Genomic DNA, 15,447 nt, shown 5'->3' on the forward strand with positions numbered 1-15,447 from the left:
AGCCGGGATCGCCCTCGACTCCCTCGGCCCGCATGGCGGCGATGAGGTCGCGTCCCCAGGCGAGGTCGCCGGGCCGGACGCGGGTGGCGACGGCGGCGGCGTGCCCAGCCGACGATCTGGTGTGAAGGACCGGCACGCGGTGGTGAGGACGGGACTACGGTCCGTGACCGGACTGTGATCCGGATTGTGACTACGGGAAGTCAACTTCGGCGTACCTTGCGGTCAAGGGCTTGCCGTACCGCAGGGGAGAGGCGTGACCGAGACCCGGCACGAGACGTCGGCGGAGAACCTCGTCGCCGAGTTCGACGCGGAGCGTCCCGCGCGGCGCCTGTCCGGCCGCCCGGCGGCGCTCGTCACGATCGTCGCGCTCGCCCTGTCGTTCTACGCGCTCTACCAGACCTTCCGGCCGGGGCCGGTCCTGCCGTACCGGATGGCGTTCCTGGCCGTGGTGCTGCCGCTGGCCTTCGTCTGCTACAAGGCGCGGCGCGGGGGCGGGGACCGGCCCGGCCTGCTCGACTGGGGGCTCGCGGCGCTGTCCCTGGCCGTCTGCGTGTATCCGCTCGTCGTCTTCGACGACATCATCCGCCGGGCCTACGCGCCGACGCCGCTCGACGTGGCGGCGGGCGCGCTGCTCACGCTGCTGCTCCTGGAGGCGTGCCGGCGGACCGTGGGCTGGATCCTGCCCGTCGTGTGCGCGCTCTTCGTCGCGTACGCCTACTACGGCGGCTACCTGCCCGCCGACTGGGCGCTGGGCCACCGGGGCTACGACCTGGACCGCATCGTGGCGGCGTTCACGACGGGCACGGAGGGCGTGTACGGCGTGCCCCTCGACGTCGCGGCGACCTACATCATCCTGTTCACGATCTACGGCGCGGTGCTCGACCATTCGGGGGCGGGGCGGTTCTTCGTCGACGTCTCGTTCGCCGCGTTCCGCCGCTCGCGCTCCGCGCCGGGGCGGACCGTCACGCTCGCGGGGTTCCTGCTCGGCACGGTGAGCGGTTCCGGCGTGGCGACCACGGTGAGCGTGGGCAGCGTGGCCTGGCCGATCCTGCGCCGGGCCGGATATCCGCGGGAGCAGGCCGGGGGAGTGCTGGCGGCGGCGGGCATCGGCGCGATCCTGTCGCCCCCCACGCTGGGCGCGGCGGCGTTCATCATCGCCGAATACCTGCGGGTGAGCTACCTGACGGTGCTCGTCTACGCCACGATCCCGACCGTCCTGTACTACCTGGGCGTCTTCCTCGCGATCGAGATGGACGCCCGCAGATACGGCACGCGGGCGGTTCCCGTGGACACGGGCGGTCCCTGGCCGCTGATCAGGCGCTTCGGCTACCACTTCAGCTCGCTGTTCGTGATCATCATCTTGATGGCGTTCGGCCAGTCGCCGTTCCGCGCGGTCGTGTACGCCACGCTGCTGGCCTTCGCGCTGTCGTTCCTCGATCGGGAGAACCGGCTCACGCCGCGCCGGGCCGTACGGGCCCTGGCGGCGGGCGCCACCGGCGTGCTGCCGGTCGCGGTCACCTGCGCGGCGGCGGGCACGATCGTCGGCGTGGTCACGCTCACCGGGCTCGGGCTCAAGGCCGGCTCGCTGATCGTCGGCCTGTCCGGGGGGAACCTCGCGGCCACCGCCGTGGCCTGCGCGCTGGCCGTGCTGCTGCTCGGGCTGGCCGTGCCGGTCACGGCGTCCTTCGTCATCGCCGCCGTGATCATCGGTCCCGCGTTGCTGAACCTCGGCGTCACCCCGGCCGAGGCGTACATGTTCATCTTCTACTACGCCGTACTGTCCGAGGTGAGCCCGCCGACGGCGCTGTCGGCCTTCGCCGCCTCGGCGATCACGGGCGGCAACGCGCACCGGACCATGTGGGCCACCTGGAAGTACACGCTCCCGGCGTTCCTCGTGCCGTTCGCGTTCGTGCTCACGCCGTCGGGCGAGGCCCTGCTGGCGCGGGGCCCGATCGGCGAGGTCGTGCTCGCCGCGACCGTGTCCGCGCTGGCCGTGGCCGTTCTCGCGGCGGCCACCGGCGGCTGGATCGCCGGCCCCGCCGGCCCGATCGAGCGGGGCCTGTGCGCGCTGGCGGCGGTCCTGCTGCTCGTCCTGTCGCCCTGGCCCGTGCTGGCCGGCCTGGGCGTCGCGGCCCTGGCGCTCGCCGTCCACTTCGTCCGCAGAAACAGGGAGGCGCAACCGTGAGGTTCAGGCTCGTGACGGCGCTGGCCGTCACCGCGGCACTGCTGGCCGGTGGTTGCGGGGGCGACCGCTCGGCCGCGGGGGGCGGCACGGGCGGCGGGGCCCGCCTGTCGATCGCCACCGGCAACACCACCGGCGTCTACTACGTGCTGGGCGGCGGGCTGGCCGAGCTGATCGACAAGCACCTGCCGGGTCACCGGGCGACCGCGGAGGCCACCGGCGCCTCCGTGGAGAACATCCAGCGTGTGGTCAGGGGACAGTCGGACATCGCCTTCACGCTCGCGGACACGGCCGCCGACGCGGTCAGGGGCACCGGCGCCTTCACCGCCCCGCAGCCGATCCGCGCGCTCGCCCGGCTGTACGGCAACTACACGCACGTCATCGCGCGGGCCGACGCCGGGATCAGGTCCGTCGCCGGCCTGCGTGGCAAGCGGGTGTCCACCGGCTCGCCGAACTCCGGGACCGAGGTGATCGCGCTGCGGCTGCTGGAGGCCGCCGGGCTCGACCCGGACAAGGACGTCAGGCGCCAGGCGCTGTCGCTGCCCGAGACCGTGCAGGGCCTCAAGGACGGCACCCTCGACGCGCTGGTGTGGTCGGGCGGGCTGCCCACCTCGGGCGTCACCGACCTGGTGACGAGCATGCGCGACGAGGTGACCTTCGTGCCGCTGCGCGACGTGCTGCCCGCCATGCGCGCCGCCCACGGCCCCGTCTACACCGAGGGCCTGATCCCCAAGGCGGTGTACGGCACGCCGTCCGACGTGCCGACCATCGTCGTGCCGAACCTTCTCGTGGTGAACGCGACGATGGACGCGAAGCTCGCCGAGGAGCTGACCCGGCTGCTGTTCGAGCACAAGGCCGACCTGGAGAAGGTGCACGCGTCGGCCAAGGAGATCACCCTGGCCGACGCGCCGGAGACCGACCCCGTGCCGCTGCACGAGGGCGCCAGGAGGTTCTACGGCTGACGTCGCAGTGCTGCGCAACAGGATCTACCGGCAGGGCCTGCCGGACAGCCGGGAGGCCTCGCCGGGATCGAGCAGGTCACCAGGACGGTGACCGCCGGGGCGGGCCGGGGCACCGCCGCGACGGCCGCCCGCCCCGAGGGGAAGATCGCGCTGAGCGGTTCGTGCCATGCCAGGACCGCCACGCCAGGACCGCGACCCAGCTCGTCTATGGGCTACAGGCGGGTGAGGCCGATGACGTGGAGGACGGCGTGGCCCTCCTCGTCGGAGGCGGCCAGGTCGACCTCCGCGCCGATGCCCCAGTCGTGGTTGCCGGCCGGGTCGTCGATGATCTGACGCACCCGCCACAGCTCCTTCTCCTCCTCGATGAGCAGGAGGGCGGGACCGCGGGCGGCCGGGCCGGTGAGGATCTCGTCGTGCTCCTCGTAGTAGGCGTCCAGGCCCGCGCCCCAGTCGACATCGGGGTAGAGCCCGACCAGCTCCTCCTCCCGGTCCAGCGCGGCGAGCTCCACCATGCGGAACATCGCGTTGCGGACCAGCACCCGGAAGGCGCGCGCGTTGGCGGTGACCGGGCGGGCCCTGGTCTCCAGCTCCTCCCCGGCCGCCAGTGCCTCGGCGGGGTTGGCCAGCTTCTCCCACTCGTCGATCAGGCTGGAGTCGACCTGGCGCACCAGCTCGCCGAGCCATTCGATGAGGTCCACGAGGTCGTCGGTCTTCAGATGCTCGGGCACCGTCTTCGACAGCGTCCGGTAGGCGTCGGCCAGGTAGCGCAGCACCGTGCCCTCCGAGCGGGCCAGCTCGTAGAACTGGATGTACTCGGTGAAGGTCATGGCCCGCTCGTACATGTCGCGCACGATCGTCTTGGGGCTGACGACGTGGTCGCCGACCCACGGGTGCCCGCGCCGGTAGGTCTCGTACGCGCCGAAGAGCAGGTCGGCCAGCGGCATCGGGTGGGTGATCTCGGCGAGGCGCTCCATCCGCTCCTCGTACTCGATGCCGTCGGCCTTCATCTGGGCGACCGCCTCGGCCCTGGCCTTGTTGAGCTGGGCGTGCAGGATCTGGCGGGGGTCGTCCAGCGTCGACTCGACGATCGAGACCATGTCCAGCGCGTACGTCGGGGACTCGCGGTCGAGCAACTCGAAGGACGCCAGCGCGAACGTGGCCAGCGCCTGGTTGAGCGCGAAGTCCTCCTGCAGGTCCACGGTGAGCCGGGCCATCCGGCCGTGCTCGTCGGGCTCGGCGAGCTTCTCCACGATGCCGCCGGCCAGCAGCGAGCGGTAGATCGCGATGGCGTGGCTGATGTGGCGGCGCTGTGCCTTGCGGTCCTCGTGGTTGTCGGTGAGCAGCCGCTTCATCGCCTGGAAGCAGTCGCCGGGCCGGTTGATGATCGACAGCAGCATGGCGTTGCTGACCTTGAACCGGGAGGTCAGCGGCTCGGGTTCGGCCGTCTGGAGCTTCTCGAACGTCTCCTCGCTCCAGCCGACGAACCCCTCCGGGGGCTTCTTGCGCGCGTAGCCGCGGCGCCGCTTGGGGTCGTCGCCGATCTTCGCCAGCGCCCGCTCGTTCTCGATCACGTGGTCGGGCGCCTGGCAGACGACGTATCCGACCGTGTCGAAGCCGGCCCGGCCGGCCCGCCCGGCGATCTGGTGGAACTCCCGCGCCCGCAGGCGGCGCACCTTGGTGCCGTCGAACTTCGACAGCGCGGTGAACAGCACGGTGCGGATCGGGACGTTGACCCCCACCCCGAGCGTGTCGGTGCCGCAGATGACCTTCAGCAGGCCCGCCTGGGCCAGCCGTTCCACCAGGCGGCGGTACTTCGGCAGCATCCCGGCGTGGTGCACGCCGATGCCGTGCCGTACGAGCCGGGACAGGGCCCGGCCGAAGCGGGTGGTGAAGCGGAAGTTGCCGATGAGGGCGGCGATGGCCTCCTTCTCGGCCTTGGTGCACATGTTGATGCTCATGAGCGCCTGGGCGCGCTCCATCGCCGCGGCCTGGGTGAAGTGCACGACGTACACCGGGGCCTGCTGGGTGGACAGCAGCTCCTCCAGCGTCTCGTGCAGGGGAGTGGTGCGGTAGGAGTAGATCAGCGGCACCGGGCGCTCGGCGTGCTTGACCACGCTGGTGGGGCGGCCGGTGCGGCGGGTGAGGTCGGTCTGGAAGCGCTCGACGTCGCCCAGCGTGGCCGACATCAGCACGAACTGCGCCTGCGGCAGCTCCAGCAGCGGCACCTGCCAGGCCCAGCCGCGGTCGGGCTCGGCGTAGAAGTGGAACTCGTCCATGATCACGGTGCCGACGTCGGCGTCCGCGCCGTCGCGCAGCGCGATCTGGGCGAGGATCTCGGCGGTGCAGCAGATGACGGGCGCGTCGGCGTTCACGGTGGCGTCGCCGGTCATCATGCCGACGTTCTCGGTGCCGAACAGCGCGCACAGGTCGAAGAACTTCTCCGACACCAGCGCCTTGATCGGCGCGGTGTAGAAGCTGATCTCGTCCCGGGCCAGCGCCGCGAAGTGCGCCCCGGCGGCGATCAGGCTCTTGCCCGAGCCCGTGGGCGTGGACACGATCACGTTGTTGCCGGAGACGACCTCGATCAGCGCCTCCTCCTGCGCCGGGTAGAGCGTGAGCCCCCGATCGGCGTTCCACGACACGAACGCGTCGAACAGCGCGTCGGGTTCTGAGCCGGACGGAAGACGGCGGAGGAGGCTCATGCTTTCGCTCACGCCTCTTATCCTGCCCAAGACGCATGACTGTTTCGACCGGCCCGACGTACGGCAAGGTGTTGCACAGCTACGTCAAAGGGGCGTGGCGCTGCACGAAGCCGCAGGTCAAACCCACAAACTAGCGGTATGGGGGAGAAGTGGGCCGGGCTCGCCGCGCGCCGGGAGGCGGCGGCCGACGTGCTGCTCGCCGTCGCCGTCCTCGCCTTCGCGGTCCCGGCGGTGGTGTTCGGCCGCTCCTTCCCGGCCCTGCCGTTCCTCGCCGTGCCGTGGTGGGCGCAGATCGCCACGGCGGGCGCGGCGGCCGCGTCCATGCTGGCCCGGCGCAGTGCGGCCTGGCCGATGATCGCGGCCACCGTCGCCTGCGCCCTGCTCGCGGGCCAGACGATGCCGCTGATGCTGGCGGCGTACTCGATGACGGCGCAGAACACGGTGCGCCGATGGCCGTGGGTCACCGCCGTCCTCGCGGGGATCTACGCGCTGGCCGACTACGCGAGCCCCTACACGGACCGGCTGCCCGTCGTCGTGACGGTGCGGGCGGTCACGCTGATCTTCCTGCCCGCGCTGGTGGGCACCTGGGTGTGGCGCTACCGCTCGATGATCCGGGAGCTGCGGGCGGGCGTGCGGGCGCGGGAGGAGCGCGCCGCCGCCCAGGAACGCCGCCGCATCGCGGGTGAGCTGCACGACACGGTGACGCACGCGGTTACCGTGATGGTCCTCAACGCCGGTCTCATCCAGGACGCCGACGAGCTCGACGAGATCCGCAAGCTGGCCAGGAACATCGAGGACAAGGGCGTGCGGGCGCTGACCGAGCTGCGTGAGCTGCTCACGGCGCTGCGGCGCAGGGACCTCCCCCCCTCGGCGGAGAGCGTCGAGGGGATACCGCGCCTGGTCGAGGAGGGCAGGGCCACCGGCCTGCGCGTCGCCCTGCACTACGACGTGCCGGAGGAGGCGCTGTCGCGGCAGGCCGGCCACGCCTGCTACCGCGTCGTCCAGGAGGGTCTCAACAACGTGCGCAAGCACGCGCCGGGGGCCGACGTGCAGGTGGTCTGCGAGGCTCACGGCGGCGTGCTGAACGTGTCGGTGGTCAACAGCGGCAAGAGCCGGGCCGTGCCGGTCCGGGTGCCCGCCGACGCGGGGGGCGGCTACGGGCTGCCCGGCCTGCGCGAGCGCGTCGCCCTGGTGGGCGGGCGGCTCACGTACGGCCCGACCGCCGAGGGCGGGTTCGCGCTCGCCGCCACGATCCCCTTCCACCCGCCCGAGCATCCCGAGCCCTGACCCGTACGGGTCAGAGGCCGAGGTCCTCGATTTCCTTGAGCAGTGCGGACCGGGAGTCGCCGGGCGCGGTCCCGCCGGAGGCGTTCTCTCCGGCATCCTTCGCCGTGACCCCGGCGCGTCGATCGCGGAACAGGTAGCCGCCGAGGATCCCGCCCGCGAAACCGAAGACGTGGGCCTGCCAGCCGATGCCCTCGGCAGGCAGCAGCCCGGCGAACTGGTAGGCGAAGCACAGGCCCATGACCAGGCCGATGACGATGTCGATCAGGTGCCGGTCGAAGGCTCCGCGTACGAGCACGTACCCGAAGTAGCCGAACACCAGCCCGCTCGCGCCCGCGCCGACCGTGGAGGAGCCGGCGGTGAACCACGAGCCGAGCCCGCTGGCGACGGCGATCAGCCCGGTCACGCCGAGGAAGCGCCGCACGCCCCGGTAGGCCGCGAGGAACCCGAAGATGAACAGCGGCCCGGAGTTGCCCTCGATGTGCGCCCAGCTCCAGTGCAGGAGCGGCGCGGAGACGATCCCGGGCAGCCGCTCGACGTCCCAGGGCCTGATTCCGTAGCTGTAGCTGAGCGAGTAGTCCGCGGCCCAGTTGACCACCTGCACGACCCAGATCAACGCCAGGAAGCCGACCATGACCCAGAAGGCCTTCCGGGCCTCGGCGATCATGATCTCGGCGGTGCGGCCGTCGCTCACCGAACCTCCCCGTCACTGACGATCACCCTGGAAAGATACCGCCGACGGCCGGACGCGTCACTGGGCGGCGGCGCCAGGAGCCCGGCACCTCGCGCCGCTCCGGCCGGGTGCTCGGTGAGGGTGCCGCCGACGAGGCGCCGTAGCCCTCGGCGGGCGGCGCGGCGGGCCGGGCGTCCGGTGGTTCCCGGCCGCCGGTGCCCGGCACGCCCCCCGTGCGGCTACACGCGTTCGATGACGACGATCGGGATCTCCCGATCGGTCTTGGTGGCGTACTCGTCGTACGCGGGCCAGGTGGCGGTCATCGTCCGCCACATGTCCGGTCGTTCCTCGGGGGTCGCCGTACGGGCGCGTGCCCTGAACCTGTCCCCCTTGATCTGGAGCTCCACCTCGGGGTCGGCCTGGAGGTTGAGGTACCACAGCGGGTGCTCGTCGGCCCCGCCCTTGGAGGCGACCACCAGGTAGGAGTCCCCGTACGGCTGATAGATCAGCGGGGTGCTGCGGGGCTGTCCCGACTTGCGGCCCCTGGTGGTGAGGATGGCCACCGTGGTGCCCTGCCAGTCGTGGCCCTCCTCGCCGCCGGTCTCGATGTAGCGCTTGACGTGTTCCTGTCCAAACAGCATGCCGATCACCTTCCCATCAGAGGGGGATCAACCGCCCGAGCCGTCGGCCAATTCCAGGGCGACCTGAAGTCCCGCCGCGGCCCGCTCCTCCTCGGTCGCCGACTCGTCCCGGATGAAGAACCAGGCGGCATGCATCGCGAACAGCGCCATCGAACGCCTGAGCCTGACCGGCAGCGGGTCGTCCGGCTCGCACAGCGCCTGCATCAGCTCGGCCATGCGCTCGCGCATCAGGTCGACCTTGGCATGGCCCTGCAGCGCCGTCTTGTTGCGGTCCATGAACTGCATGATCTCGTGGTGGCGTCCGCTGGTCATCAGGGCGGAGTAGCGGCGGATGACCTCCCCACGGGTCTCCGGGGTGCGGGGGTGTCCGTTCGCCCACGCGATCAACTCGTCCAGGGCCTCGATGCGGTCCTCGATGAGGCTGGCGACGATGTCCTCTTTGGTGCGGAAGTGGTAGTAGAGTGCCGCCTTGGTCACGCCGAGGGCCTCGGCTATCTCCCGGAGTGACGTCGCCTCGTACCCCTGCTCGGTGAAGAGCCTGATCGCGACCTCCTGGATGCGGCTGCGCGTGTCGGTATGAGCACCCATTCCTGACTGTTCCTAAATAACTTGACGGCCGGCAAGTAAGGACAATACCGTGCCTCGGGCACTAGCCTGTCGGCAAGTAAGTAAATTCCTTCAAAGGGGGCACCCATGACCACGGAGACCGCGGCCGCGCCCGGCCGGTCCCGGGAAGTGATGATCGTCTTACCCGGTCTGATGCTGGCGATGATGCTGGCGATGCTGGACAACATGATCGTCGGCACCGCGATGCCGAGGATCGTGGGGGAGCTCAAGGGCCTGGACTACTTCACCTGGGTCACCACGGCGTACGTGCTGGGCACCACGGTCTCCACGCCGATCTGGGGCAAGCTCGGCGACCTCTACGGCCGCAAGAACATCTTCCTGAGCTCGATCGGCATCTTCCTGGTCGGCTCCGCGCTGTGCGGCATGGCCGGCTCGTCGCTGTTCGGTGGCACGGGCGACGGCATGATCGAGCTGATCGCCTTCCGCGCGCTGCAGGGGCTCGGCGCGGGCGGGCTCATCGTCGGCGTGATGGCGATCATCGGCGACCTGGTCCCGCCCCGCGAGCGCGGCCAGTACCAGGGCATCATGGCCGCGATCATGTCCCTCGCGATGATCGCCGGGCCTCTCGTCGGCGGTTTCATCACCGACCACCTGAACTGGCGCTGGGCCTTCTACGTGAACCTCCCGCTCGGCGGCGTGGCGCTGATCTGGCTGATCCTCAAGCTCCACCTGCCGAAGCACCGCACCGAGCACCGCATCGACTGGCTCGGCGCGGCCGTCCTCACCGTGGCCATCACCGCGATCGTGCTGATCACCTCGTGGGGCGGCCAGAAGCACGGATACCCCTGGGGCTCGTGGCAGATCCTGGGGCTGGCCGCCCTGGCGGTCGTCGCGCTGGCCGTGTTCGTCCCGATCGAGCGGCGGGCGGCGGAGCCGATCCTGCCGCTGCACGTGTTCGCCAACCGGAACTTCACGCTGATCAACGTGCTCGGCTTCCTGCTCGGCTTCGCGATGTTCGGCGCGATCACCTTCCTGCCGATGTTCCAGCAGATCGTGCAGGGCGCCACGGCCACCAACTCCGGGCTGCTCCTGCTCCCGATGATGGCCTCGTCCATGGTCGTGTCGCTGTTCGTCGGCAAGGCGATCACCCAGACCGGCAGGTACAAGAGCTTCCCGGTGATCGGCGGCGTGATCATGGCCATCGGCGTGTGGCTGCTGTCGACGCAGGACGTCCACACCCCGGCCTGGCGGACCGGCGTCTACATCGCCGTCCTCGGTCTCGGCATGGGCTTCCTGATGCAGACGACCATGCTGATCGCGCAGAACAGCGTCGAGCAGAAGGACATCGGCGTGGCCAGCAGCGCCTCGACGTTCTTCCGCTCCATCGGCGGGTCGTTCGGCATCTCGCTGTTCGGGGCGATCTTCAACAACCGGCTCGCCGACGAGATCACCGCCAGGTTCGGCGCGAAGGCGGCCACCCTGCTCGGCTCCGGTGGCGGTCAGATCGACAGGGGACAACTCGACCGGCTTCCGCCGCCGGTCAAGGCGGGCTTCCTGGACGCGCTCGCCAGCACGATCGGCACCGTCTTCCTGTGGTCGGTCCTGTTCGCCGCGCTCGTCCCGGTGATCGCCGCCTTCATCAAGCACGTCCCGCTGCGCAGCGGCGCTCCCGGCGCCGCCTCCGGCGAGAAGGCGGAGCCGGTGGCCGCCGCCTTCGAGTAGACGAACCCACGGCCGGTACGGCGCACACCCCCGCGCGGGGAGTGCGCCGTACCGGCGTTCACGGGGTGGGTCAGGCGGGGCGCTCGACCCGGTCGCCCGACCAGTCGGTGTGGAAGGAGCCCTCCCGGTCGACCCGCCGGTAGGTGTGGGCGCCGAAGAAGTCACGCAGCCCCTGCAGCAGGGCCGCCGGCAACCGGTCGCGGCGCAGCCCGTCGTAGTAGGCGAGCGCAGAGGAGAAGCCCGGCGTGGGCACCCCGATCGTCGCCGCCGTCGCCACGACCCGCCGCCACGACTCCTGGGCCTCCTCCAGCGCCTGGGCGAACGTCGGGTCGACCAGCAGCGTCGGCAGGTTCGGGTCGGCGTCGTAGGCGGCCCTGATCCGGTCGAGGAAGCGCGCCCTGATGATGCAGCCGCCGCGCCAGATCGTGGCCGCAGCGCCCAGGTTCAGGTTCCAGCCGTACTCCGCGCTCGCGGCGGCCATCTGGTCGAACCCCTGGGCGTACGCGACGATCTTGGAGGCGTACAGCGCCCGGCGCACGTCCTCGACGAGGCCGGAGTCGCCGGCCGTGCCGGAGGGGCCGGCCGTGCCGGAGGGGCCGGTGAGCGAGCGGGCGGCGGCCCGCTGCTCCGGGTGGCCCGACAGCGCCCGGGCGAACACCGCCTCGGCGATGCCGGTGACCGGGACGCCGAGGTCGAGGGCGCTCTGCACGGTCCAGCGGCCGGTGCCCTTCTGCTCGGCCTGGTCCTGCACGACGTCCACGAACGGCTTGCCCGTGGCGGGGTCGGTGTGGCCGAGCACCTCGGCGGTGATCTCGATGAGGTACGACTCCAGGTCGCCCCGGTTCCACTCCCGGAAGACGTCGGACAGTTCCTTCGGGTTCAGCCCGAGGGCCTGCCGGAGCAGGTCGTACGACTCCGCGATGAGCTGCATATCGGCGTACTCGATGCCGTTGTGCACCATCTTGACGAAGTGGCCGGCGCCGTCGGGGCCCACGTGCACGCAGCACGGCACCCCGTCGACCTTCGCCGCGATGTCCTCGAGCAGGGGGCCGAGCGTCTCGTACGCCTCGGCGTCGCCGCCGGGCATGATGCTCGGGCCGTTGAGCGCGCCCTCCTCGCCGCCCGAGATGCCGGTGCCGACGAAGTGGATACCCCGCTCGCGCAGCGCGGCCTCCCGGCGGCGGGTGTCCATGTAGTGGGCGTTGCCGCCGTCGATGATCATGTCGCCCGGCTCCATGACGGCGGCGAGCTCCTCGATCACGGCGTCGGTGGGCGCCCCGGCCTTGACCATGATGATCGCCTTGCGGGGCCGTTCGAGGGAGGCCACGAACTCCTCGATCGTGCCCGCGGGCAGGAACGCGCCCTCGTCGCGGTGCTCCTCCATGAAGCGGGTCGTACGGCTTTCCGTGCGGTTGTGCACCGCGACCACGTGACCGTGGTGGGCGAAGTTCCGGGCGAGGTTGCGGCCCATGGTCGCCAGGCCCGTCACTCCGATGTCTGCCTTGTCCATGTCTAAAGTCATACCGCTCCGGGGGACGGGCGAGCAGCCTCGGGTGGGCGTGTCCCGCGGCCGGTCGCGTGAGCTGCGCGTTCGCCTACCGAGAACCACACCGCGCCGGTGACGGCGCCGTGGGAGCAGGACGGCGCGAGTAGCGGCAGGACTGCCCTATCCTGACAAAACCCGCAAAGCAAGCGGGTTTTGTATAGACATGGCCGTCCGATGGCGAGGACACTTGGCCTCCCGCCGGGCCGCTGGTAAGTCACTACAGCCAAGAAGGGCCGGCGCCGAGCCGGCCCGCCCACCGTCGTCGCGCACCTACGGAGAAGAGACGTGTTCGCACCGAAGCCGGAACGGTCAGTCGTCGCGGTTCCTCCGCCCGGAGACGGGCCCGGATTCTGGGCGGGCGCGCCCACCGCCGTGAGCCGGGACGGATGGATCTACCTGGCCTACCGGCTGCGCCGGCCGCTCGGTGACGGGCGCGGGTACGCCGTGGAGATCGCCCGCTCGGCCGACGGCGAGCGGTTCGAGAGGATCCTCACGATCACCAAGGAGGAGATGAAGACCGAGTCGCTGGAGCGCCCGACGCTCGTGGTGACGCCGGAGGGCAGGTGGCGCCTGTACCTGAGCTGCGCCACCTACGGCACGAAGCACTGGCGGGTCGAGATGATCGAGGCCGACGGGCCGGCGGGGTTCGACCCCGCCGACGCGCGGGTCGTGCTGCCCGGCGACCTCAAGACGGGCGTCAAGGACCCGGTGATCCTCCATCACGGCGGCGTGTGGCACCTGTGGGCGTCCTGCCACCCCCTGGAGGACCCCGACGAGGCCGACCAGATGGTGACCGACTACGCCACCAGCGCCGACGGCGTCGAGTGGACCTGGCAGGGGACCGCGCTCGACCGGCGGCCGGGCGAGTGGGACTCGCGCGGCGTGCGGGTGAGCGCGGTCACGTTCAGCGGCGGGACCGTCATCGCGTACTACGACGGCCGCGCGTCGGCGGAGGAGAACTACGAGGAGCGCACGGGCGTGGCCATCGGCCCCGACCCGTCCACGCTCACCGCCACGGGAACCGCCCCCGTCGCCCAGTCGGAGCACGCCGGGGGAGGGCTCCGCTACCTGTCGATCGTGCCGGTGCCGGGGGGCCACCGCCTGTACTACGAGCTGACCCGCGCCGACGGGGCCCACGAGCTGCGCACCGAGCTGCGCTGACGGCCGGGGGTCTCCGGATCACCTCCCGGCGGGCGGGCCGTCCGCGCCCGGCGCCCGTGCGGCCGGGTCGGAGGCGCTCCTGAGGCGGCCGTTGCGGGACTGCCGCTGGCCGGACGGCCGGGCTCCGACCAGGCCGCCCGACCGCTCCCGGGGGCGCAGCCAGTCGCCGAAGTCCTCACCGAAGGAGTCGCGGCCGAGCACGTCGCGCAGCAGCGCGATGTCGGCGGCGAAGTAGGTCAGCAGCTCCTGGCGCTGCTGCCAGGTGAGCGGCCGCCGCGGCTGCCCGTCGCGCTGCAGCACCCGCTCCAGCGGTCCGGTGAGCCGCCGGCCCAGCACCGGGTCGCCGAGCCGGGCGAGCCGGGCCAGGATCCGGTGCCTGCGGCTGTGCGGCGGATGGGCCGTGACGTTCTCCCTGGGCACCTCGGCGACCAGCCCCTGCTCCACGCCGAGGAACGCGCAGATGCGGTCGAGCGTGGCGGCGGGGCGGTCGACCAGGTCCCGGTAACGGAAGACGAGCACCTGCTCGCGGGGGAACAGCGTGAACAGGTGCGCGAGCTGCTCGCCGTACCGGCCGAGGCCCACGTAGTGCCAGAACGGCGACCAGCCGTCGGCGATCCGCCGCTTCTCGGCCGCGCACGCCTCGATGACGTCGCCGATCGGCTCCAGGCCGGCCGACCACAGGTGGGTCCAGTTCGAGTGCGCGCGCTCCACGGGGTCGCGCAGCGAGACGATGAGTTTCGCGTCCGGGATCGCCTTCAGGATCCGCCGCTGGGCCGTGCGGTCGTACAGGTAGAAGGGGGTGGACTCGCCGCGCAGCGCCCCTGGCGGCGCGTCCGCGAACAGCGCCTCGTAGTCGGCGCGCCGCCACACGTGCTCGCGGTAGGTCTCCGCGTCCCCCGGCCCGCCCTTCGCCGGTGGCGGGCCGTCGGTGAGGAAGAACTTCGGCTCCTTGACGGGAGACATGAACAGCCGGGGATGGCGGGACAGCGCCGCGTGCAGGGCCGTGGTGCCGGCCTTCGGCACCCCGATGACCAGGAAGTCGGGCAGGGCCATGGGAGTCCTCCTACTTTCCCGATTTATTAAGTTGGTTTTGCCCCTTCCTTGCCTAAAAAATCACCCGACCTCGGTGTAGTACCACCGAAACGGGCACCGATGCCGCATCCGGGCCCGTATCCGGCCGCGACGGCTCCTCGCCCGGCGCGCCCGGCAGGGAGGGCCGCCTGCGATCGGGAGTCCGGGAGGACCGGGTCAGCCGGAGGTCGCGCCGGCCGCGTCGCGTGCCGTGGCCGCGGGCCGGACCCACGCGGCCGGCCGTGGGCGGGCGAGCGCGACGGAGGGCCGGTCGGCGTCGGACCAGACCTCGAACCACACCTCGTTGCGGCCGCCCTCACGGACCAGCCCCCACCGGTCGGCCAGCATGTCCAGCAGCGGCAGGCCGCGACCGCCCTGGCTCGACCCGTTCGGGAGCGGATGACCGGCGCACGGCGGTCCGGCCGAGCCGTCGTCCTCCACGCAGACCCGCACGCGGTCGGGCAGGCACGAGACGGTGACGGTGAAGGTGCCGCCGTCCCCCGAACGGGAGTGGACGACCGCGTTCGTCGCGATCTCGCTGGTCAGCAGCACGCAGTCGTCGTGCCGGGGGTGGCCTCGCCCGAGCGCGGCCGACACGAGCCTGCGTGCCCGCCCCACCTGGTCGCGTGCACCCGCGAGGCGGGCCACGCGGTTCCCCGCGCCGTCCCCCGAGATCTCCATGAGCACCTCCATCGCGTGGGCGGTGTGGCCGCCGCAGGAGAGGACGTCCGCCTCGGCGCCCGCGATGTCACGGGAAAGTATGAGTGTCCTTGCCTCGCTATGGGGGGAAAAGTGACCACCGGCGCGCGCGGTGGGTGGATGGGGGGTGGAAACGCGACGGGGCGGGGGGGGCCGGGGGCGGGGGGGCCCCCCCCCCCCCCGGGCCCCCCCACGCCCCGCGCGCCCCGCCCGCACCGCGCGCGCGCGGCCGGGGGC

Annotated in this window: 12 protein-coding genes; 5 read left to right on the top strand and 7 right to left on the bottom strand. The window is 71.7% G+C overall.

Annotation, left to right across the window (positions count from 1 at the left end; genetic code table 11):
- The first annotated feature begins 253 nt into the window (after positions 1-253).
- Positions 254-2,185, top strand: coding sequence for a TRAP transporter fused permease subunit (locus ABZ857_RS41340; RefSeq protein WP_357055469.1), 1,932 nt, complete (start codon positions 254-256; stop codon positions 2,183-2,185).
- A complete protein-coding gene (locus ABZ857_RS41345) occupies positions 2,182-3,144 on the top strand; it encodes a TAXI family TRAP transporter solute-binding subunit (RefSeq protein WP_357055472.1) in 963 nt (320 codons plus the stop codon). Before ABZ857_RS41340 ends, ABZ857_RS41345 begins: the two co-directional genes overlap by 4 nt.
- Before the next feature lie 212 nt (positions 3,145-3,356).
- Here ABZ857_RS41345 and ABZ857_RS41350 read toward each other — a convergent pair whose 3' ends face one another.
- Positions 3,357-5,846, bottom strand: a complete 2,490-nt coding sequence (locus ABZ857_RS41350; protein ID WP_357055505.1) for a DUF3516 domain-containing protein — start codon at positions 5,844-5,846, stop codon at positions 3,357-3,359.
- A gap of 138 nt (positions 5,847-5,984) precedes the next feature.
- On the opposite strand from ABZ857_RS41350, the gene ABZ857_RS41355 reads away from it, so the two are divergent.
- Entirely contained in the window at positions 5,985-7,133 is a 1,149-nt protein-coding gene (locus ABZ857_RS41355; RefSeq protein WP_357055475.1) for a histidine kinase, read from the top strand.
- A gap of 10 nt (positions 7,134-7,143) precedes the next feature.
- On the opposite strand, the gene ABZ857_RS41360 is transcribed toward ABZ857_RS41355, so the two are convergent.
- From ABZ857_RS41360 to ABZ857_RS41370, 3 genes are all read right to left on the bottom strand, one after another.
- Positions 7,144-7,824 (bottom strand): rhomboid family intramembrane serine protease, encoded by a 681-nt coding sequence (locus ABZ857_RS41360; protein ID WP_357055478.1) that lies wholly within the window; start codon positions 7,822-7,824, stop codon positions 7,144-7,146.
- Between the two features lie 218 nt (positions 7,825-8,042).
- A complete protein-coding gene (locus ABZ857_RS41365; RefSeq protein WP_357055481.1) occupies positions 8,043-8,444 on the bottom strand; it encodes a nitroreductase family deazaflavin-dependent oxidoreductase in 402 nt (133 codons plus the stop codon).
- A 27-nt stretch (positions 8,445-8,471) separates the two neighbouring features.
- Entirely contained in the window at positions 8,472-9,032 is a 561-nt protein-coding gene (locus tag ABZ857_RS41370) for a helix-turn-helix domain-containing protein (RefSeq protein WP_357055484.1), read from the bottom strand.
- 105 nt (positions 9,033-9,137) lie between these two features.
- On the opposite strand from ABZ857_RS41370, the gene ABZ857_RS41375 reads away from it, so the two are divergent.
- Entirely contained in the window at positions 9,138-10,733 is a 1,596-nt protein-coding gene (locus ABZ857_RS41375) for an MDR family MFS transporter (RefSeq protein ID WP_357055487.1), read from the top strand.
- 70 nt (positions 10,734-10,803) lie between these two features.
- Here the strand turns inward: ABZ857_RS41375 and gndA are convergent, their stop codons facing one another.
- On the bottom strand, positions 10,804-12,243 hold the full coding sequence (gene gndA, locus ABZ857_RS41380; RefSeq protein ID WP_357055490.1) for an NADP-dependent phosphogluconate dehydrogenase: 1,440 nt from the start codon (positions 12,241-12,243) through the stop codon (positions 10,804-10,806).
- Positions 12,244-12,564: 321 nt separating this feature from the next.
- Here gndA and ABZ857_RS41385 point away from each other — a divergent pair, with 321 nt between their 5' ends.
- On the top strand, positions 12,565-13,440 hold the full coding sequence (locus tag ABZ857_RS41385) for a hypothetical protein (protein ID WP_357055493.1): 876 nt from the start codon (positions 12,565-12,567) through the stop codon (positions 13,438-13,440).
- An 18-nt stretch (positions 13,441-13,458) separates the two neighbouring features.
- Here the strand turns inward: ABZ857_RS41385 and ABZ857_RS41390 are convergent, their stop codons facing one another.
- The gene (locus ABZ857_RS41390) at positions 13,459-14,493 is read right to left on the bottom strand and encodes a sulfotransferase (RefSeq protein WP_357055496.1); all 1,035 of its coding nucleotides are present in this window, start codon (positions 14,491-14,493) and stop codon (positions 13,459-13,461) included.
- 195 nt (positions 14,494-14,688) lie between these two features.
- On the bottom strand, positions 14,689-15,192 hold the full coding sequence (locus ABZ857_RS41395; RefSeq protein ID WP_357055499.1) for an ATP-binding protein: 504 nt from the start codon (positions 15,190-15,192) through the stop codon (positions 14,689-14,691).
- Between the last annotated feature and the right edge of the window lie 255 nt (positions 15,193-15,447).

Origin of the sequence: Microbispora sp. NPDC046933 (assembly GCF_040644635.1) — a bacterium.
In the GTDB taxonomy this organism is placed as follows: Bacteria; Actinomycetota; Actinomycetes; order Streptosporangiales; family Streptosporangiaceae; genus Microbispora.

Coding starts and splice junctions, on each gene's coding strand:
- gndA (WP_357055490.1), bottom strand. CDS start 12,243: ATGGACAAGGCAGACATCGGAGTGACGGGCCTGGCGACCATGGGCCGC.
- ABZ857_RS41365 (WP_357055481.1), bottom strand. CDS start 8,444: ATGCTGTTTGGACAGGAACACGTCAAGCGCTACATCGAGACCGGCGGC.
- ABZ857_RS41370 (WP_357055484.1), bottom strand. CDS start 9,032: ATGGGTGCTCATACCGACACGCGCAGCCGCATCCAGGAGGTCGCGATC.
- ABZ857_RS41350 (WP_357055505.1), bottom strand. CDS start 5,846: ATGAGCCTCCTCCGCCGTCTTCCGTCCGGCTCAGAACCCGACGCGCTG.
- ABZ857_RS41390 (WP_357055496.1), bottom strand. CDS start 14,493: ATGGCCCTGCCCGACTTCCTGGTCATCGGGGTGCCGAAGGCCGGCACC.
- ABZ857_RS41375 (WP_357055487.1), top strand. CDS start 9,138: ATGACCACGGAGACCGCGGCCGCGCCCGGCCGGTCCCGGGAAGTGATG.
- ABZ857_RS41355 (WP_357055475.1), top strand. CDS start 5,985: ATGGGGGAGAAGTGGGCCGGGCTCGCCGCGCGCCGGGAGGCGGCGGCC.
- ABZ857_RS41395 (WP_357055499.1), bottom strand. CDS start 15,192: ATGGAGATCTCGGGGGACGGCGCGGGGAACCGCGTGGCCCGCCTCGCG.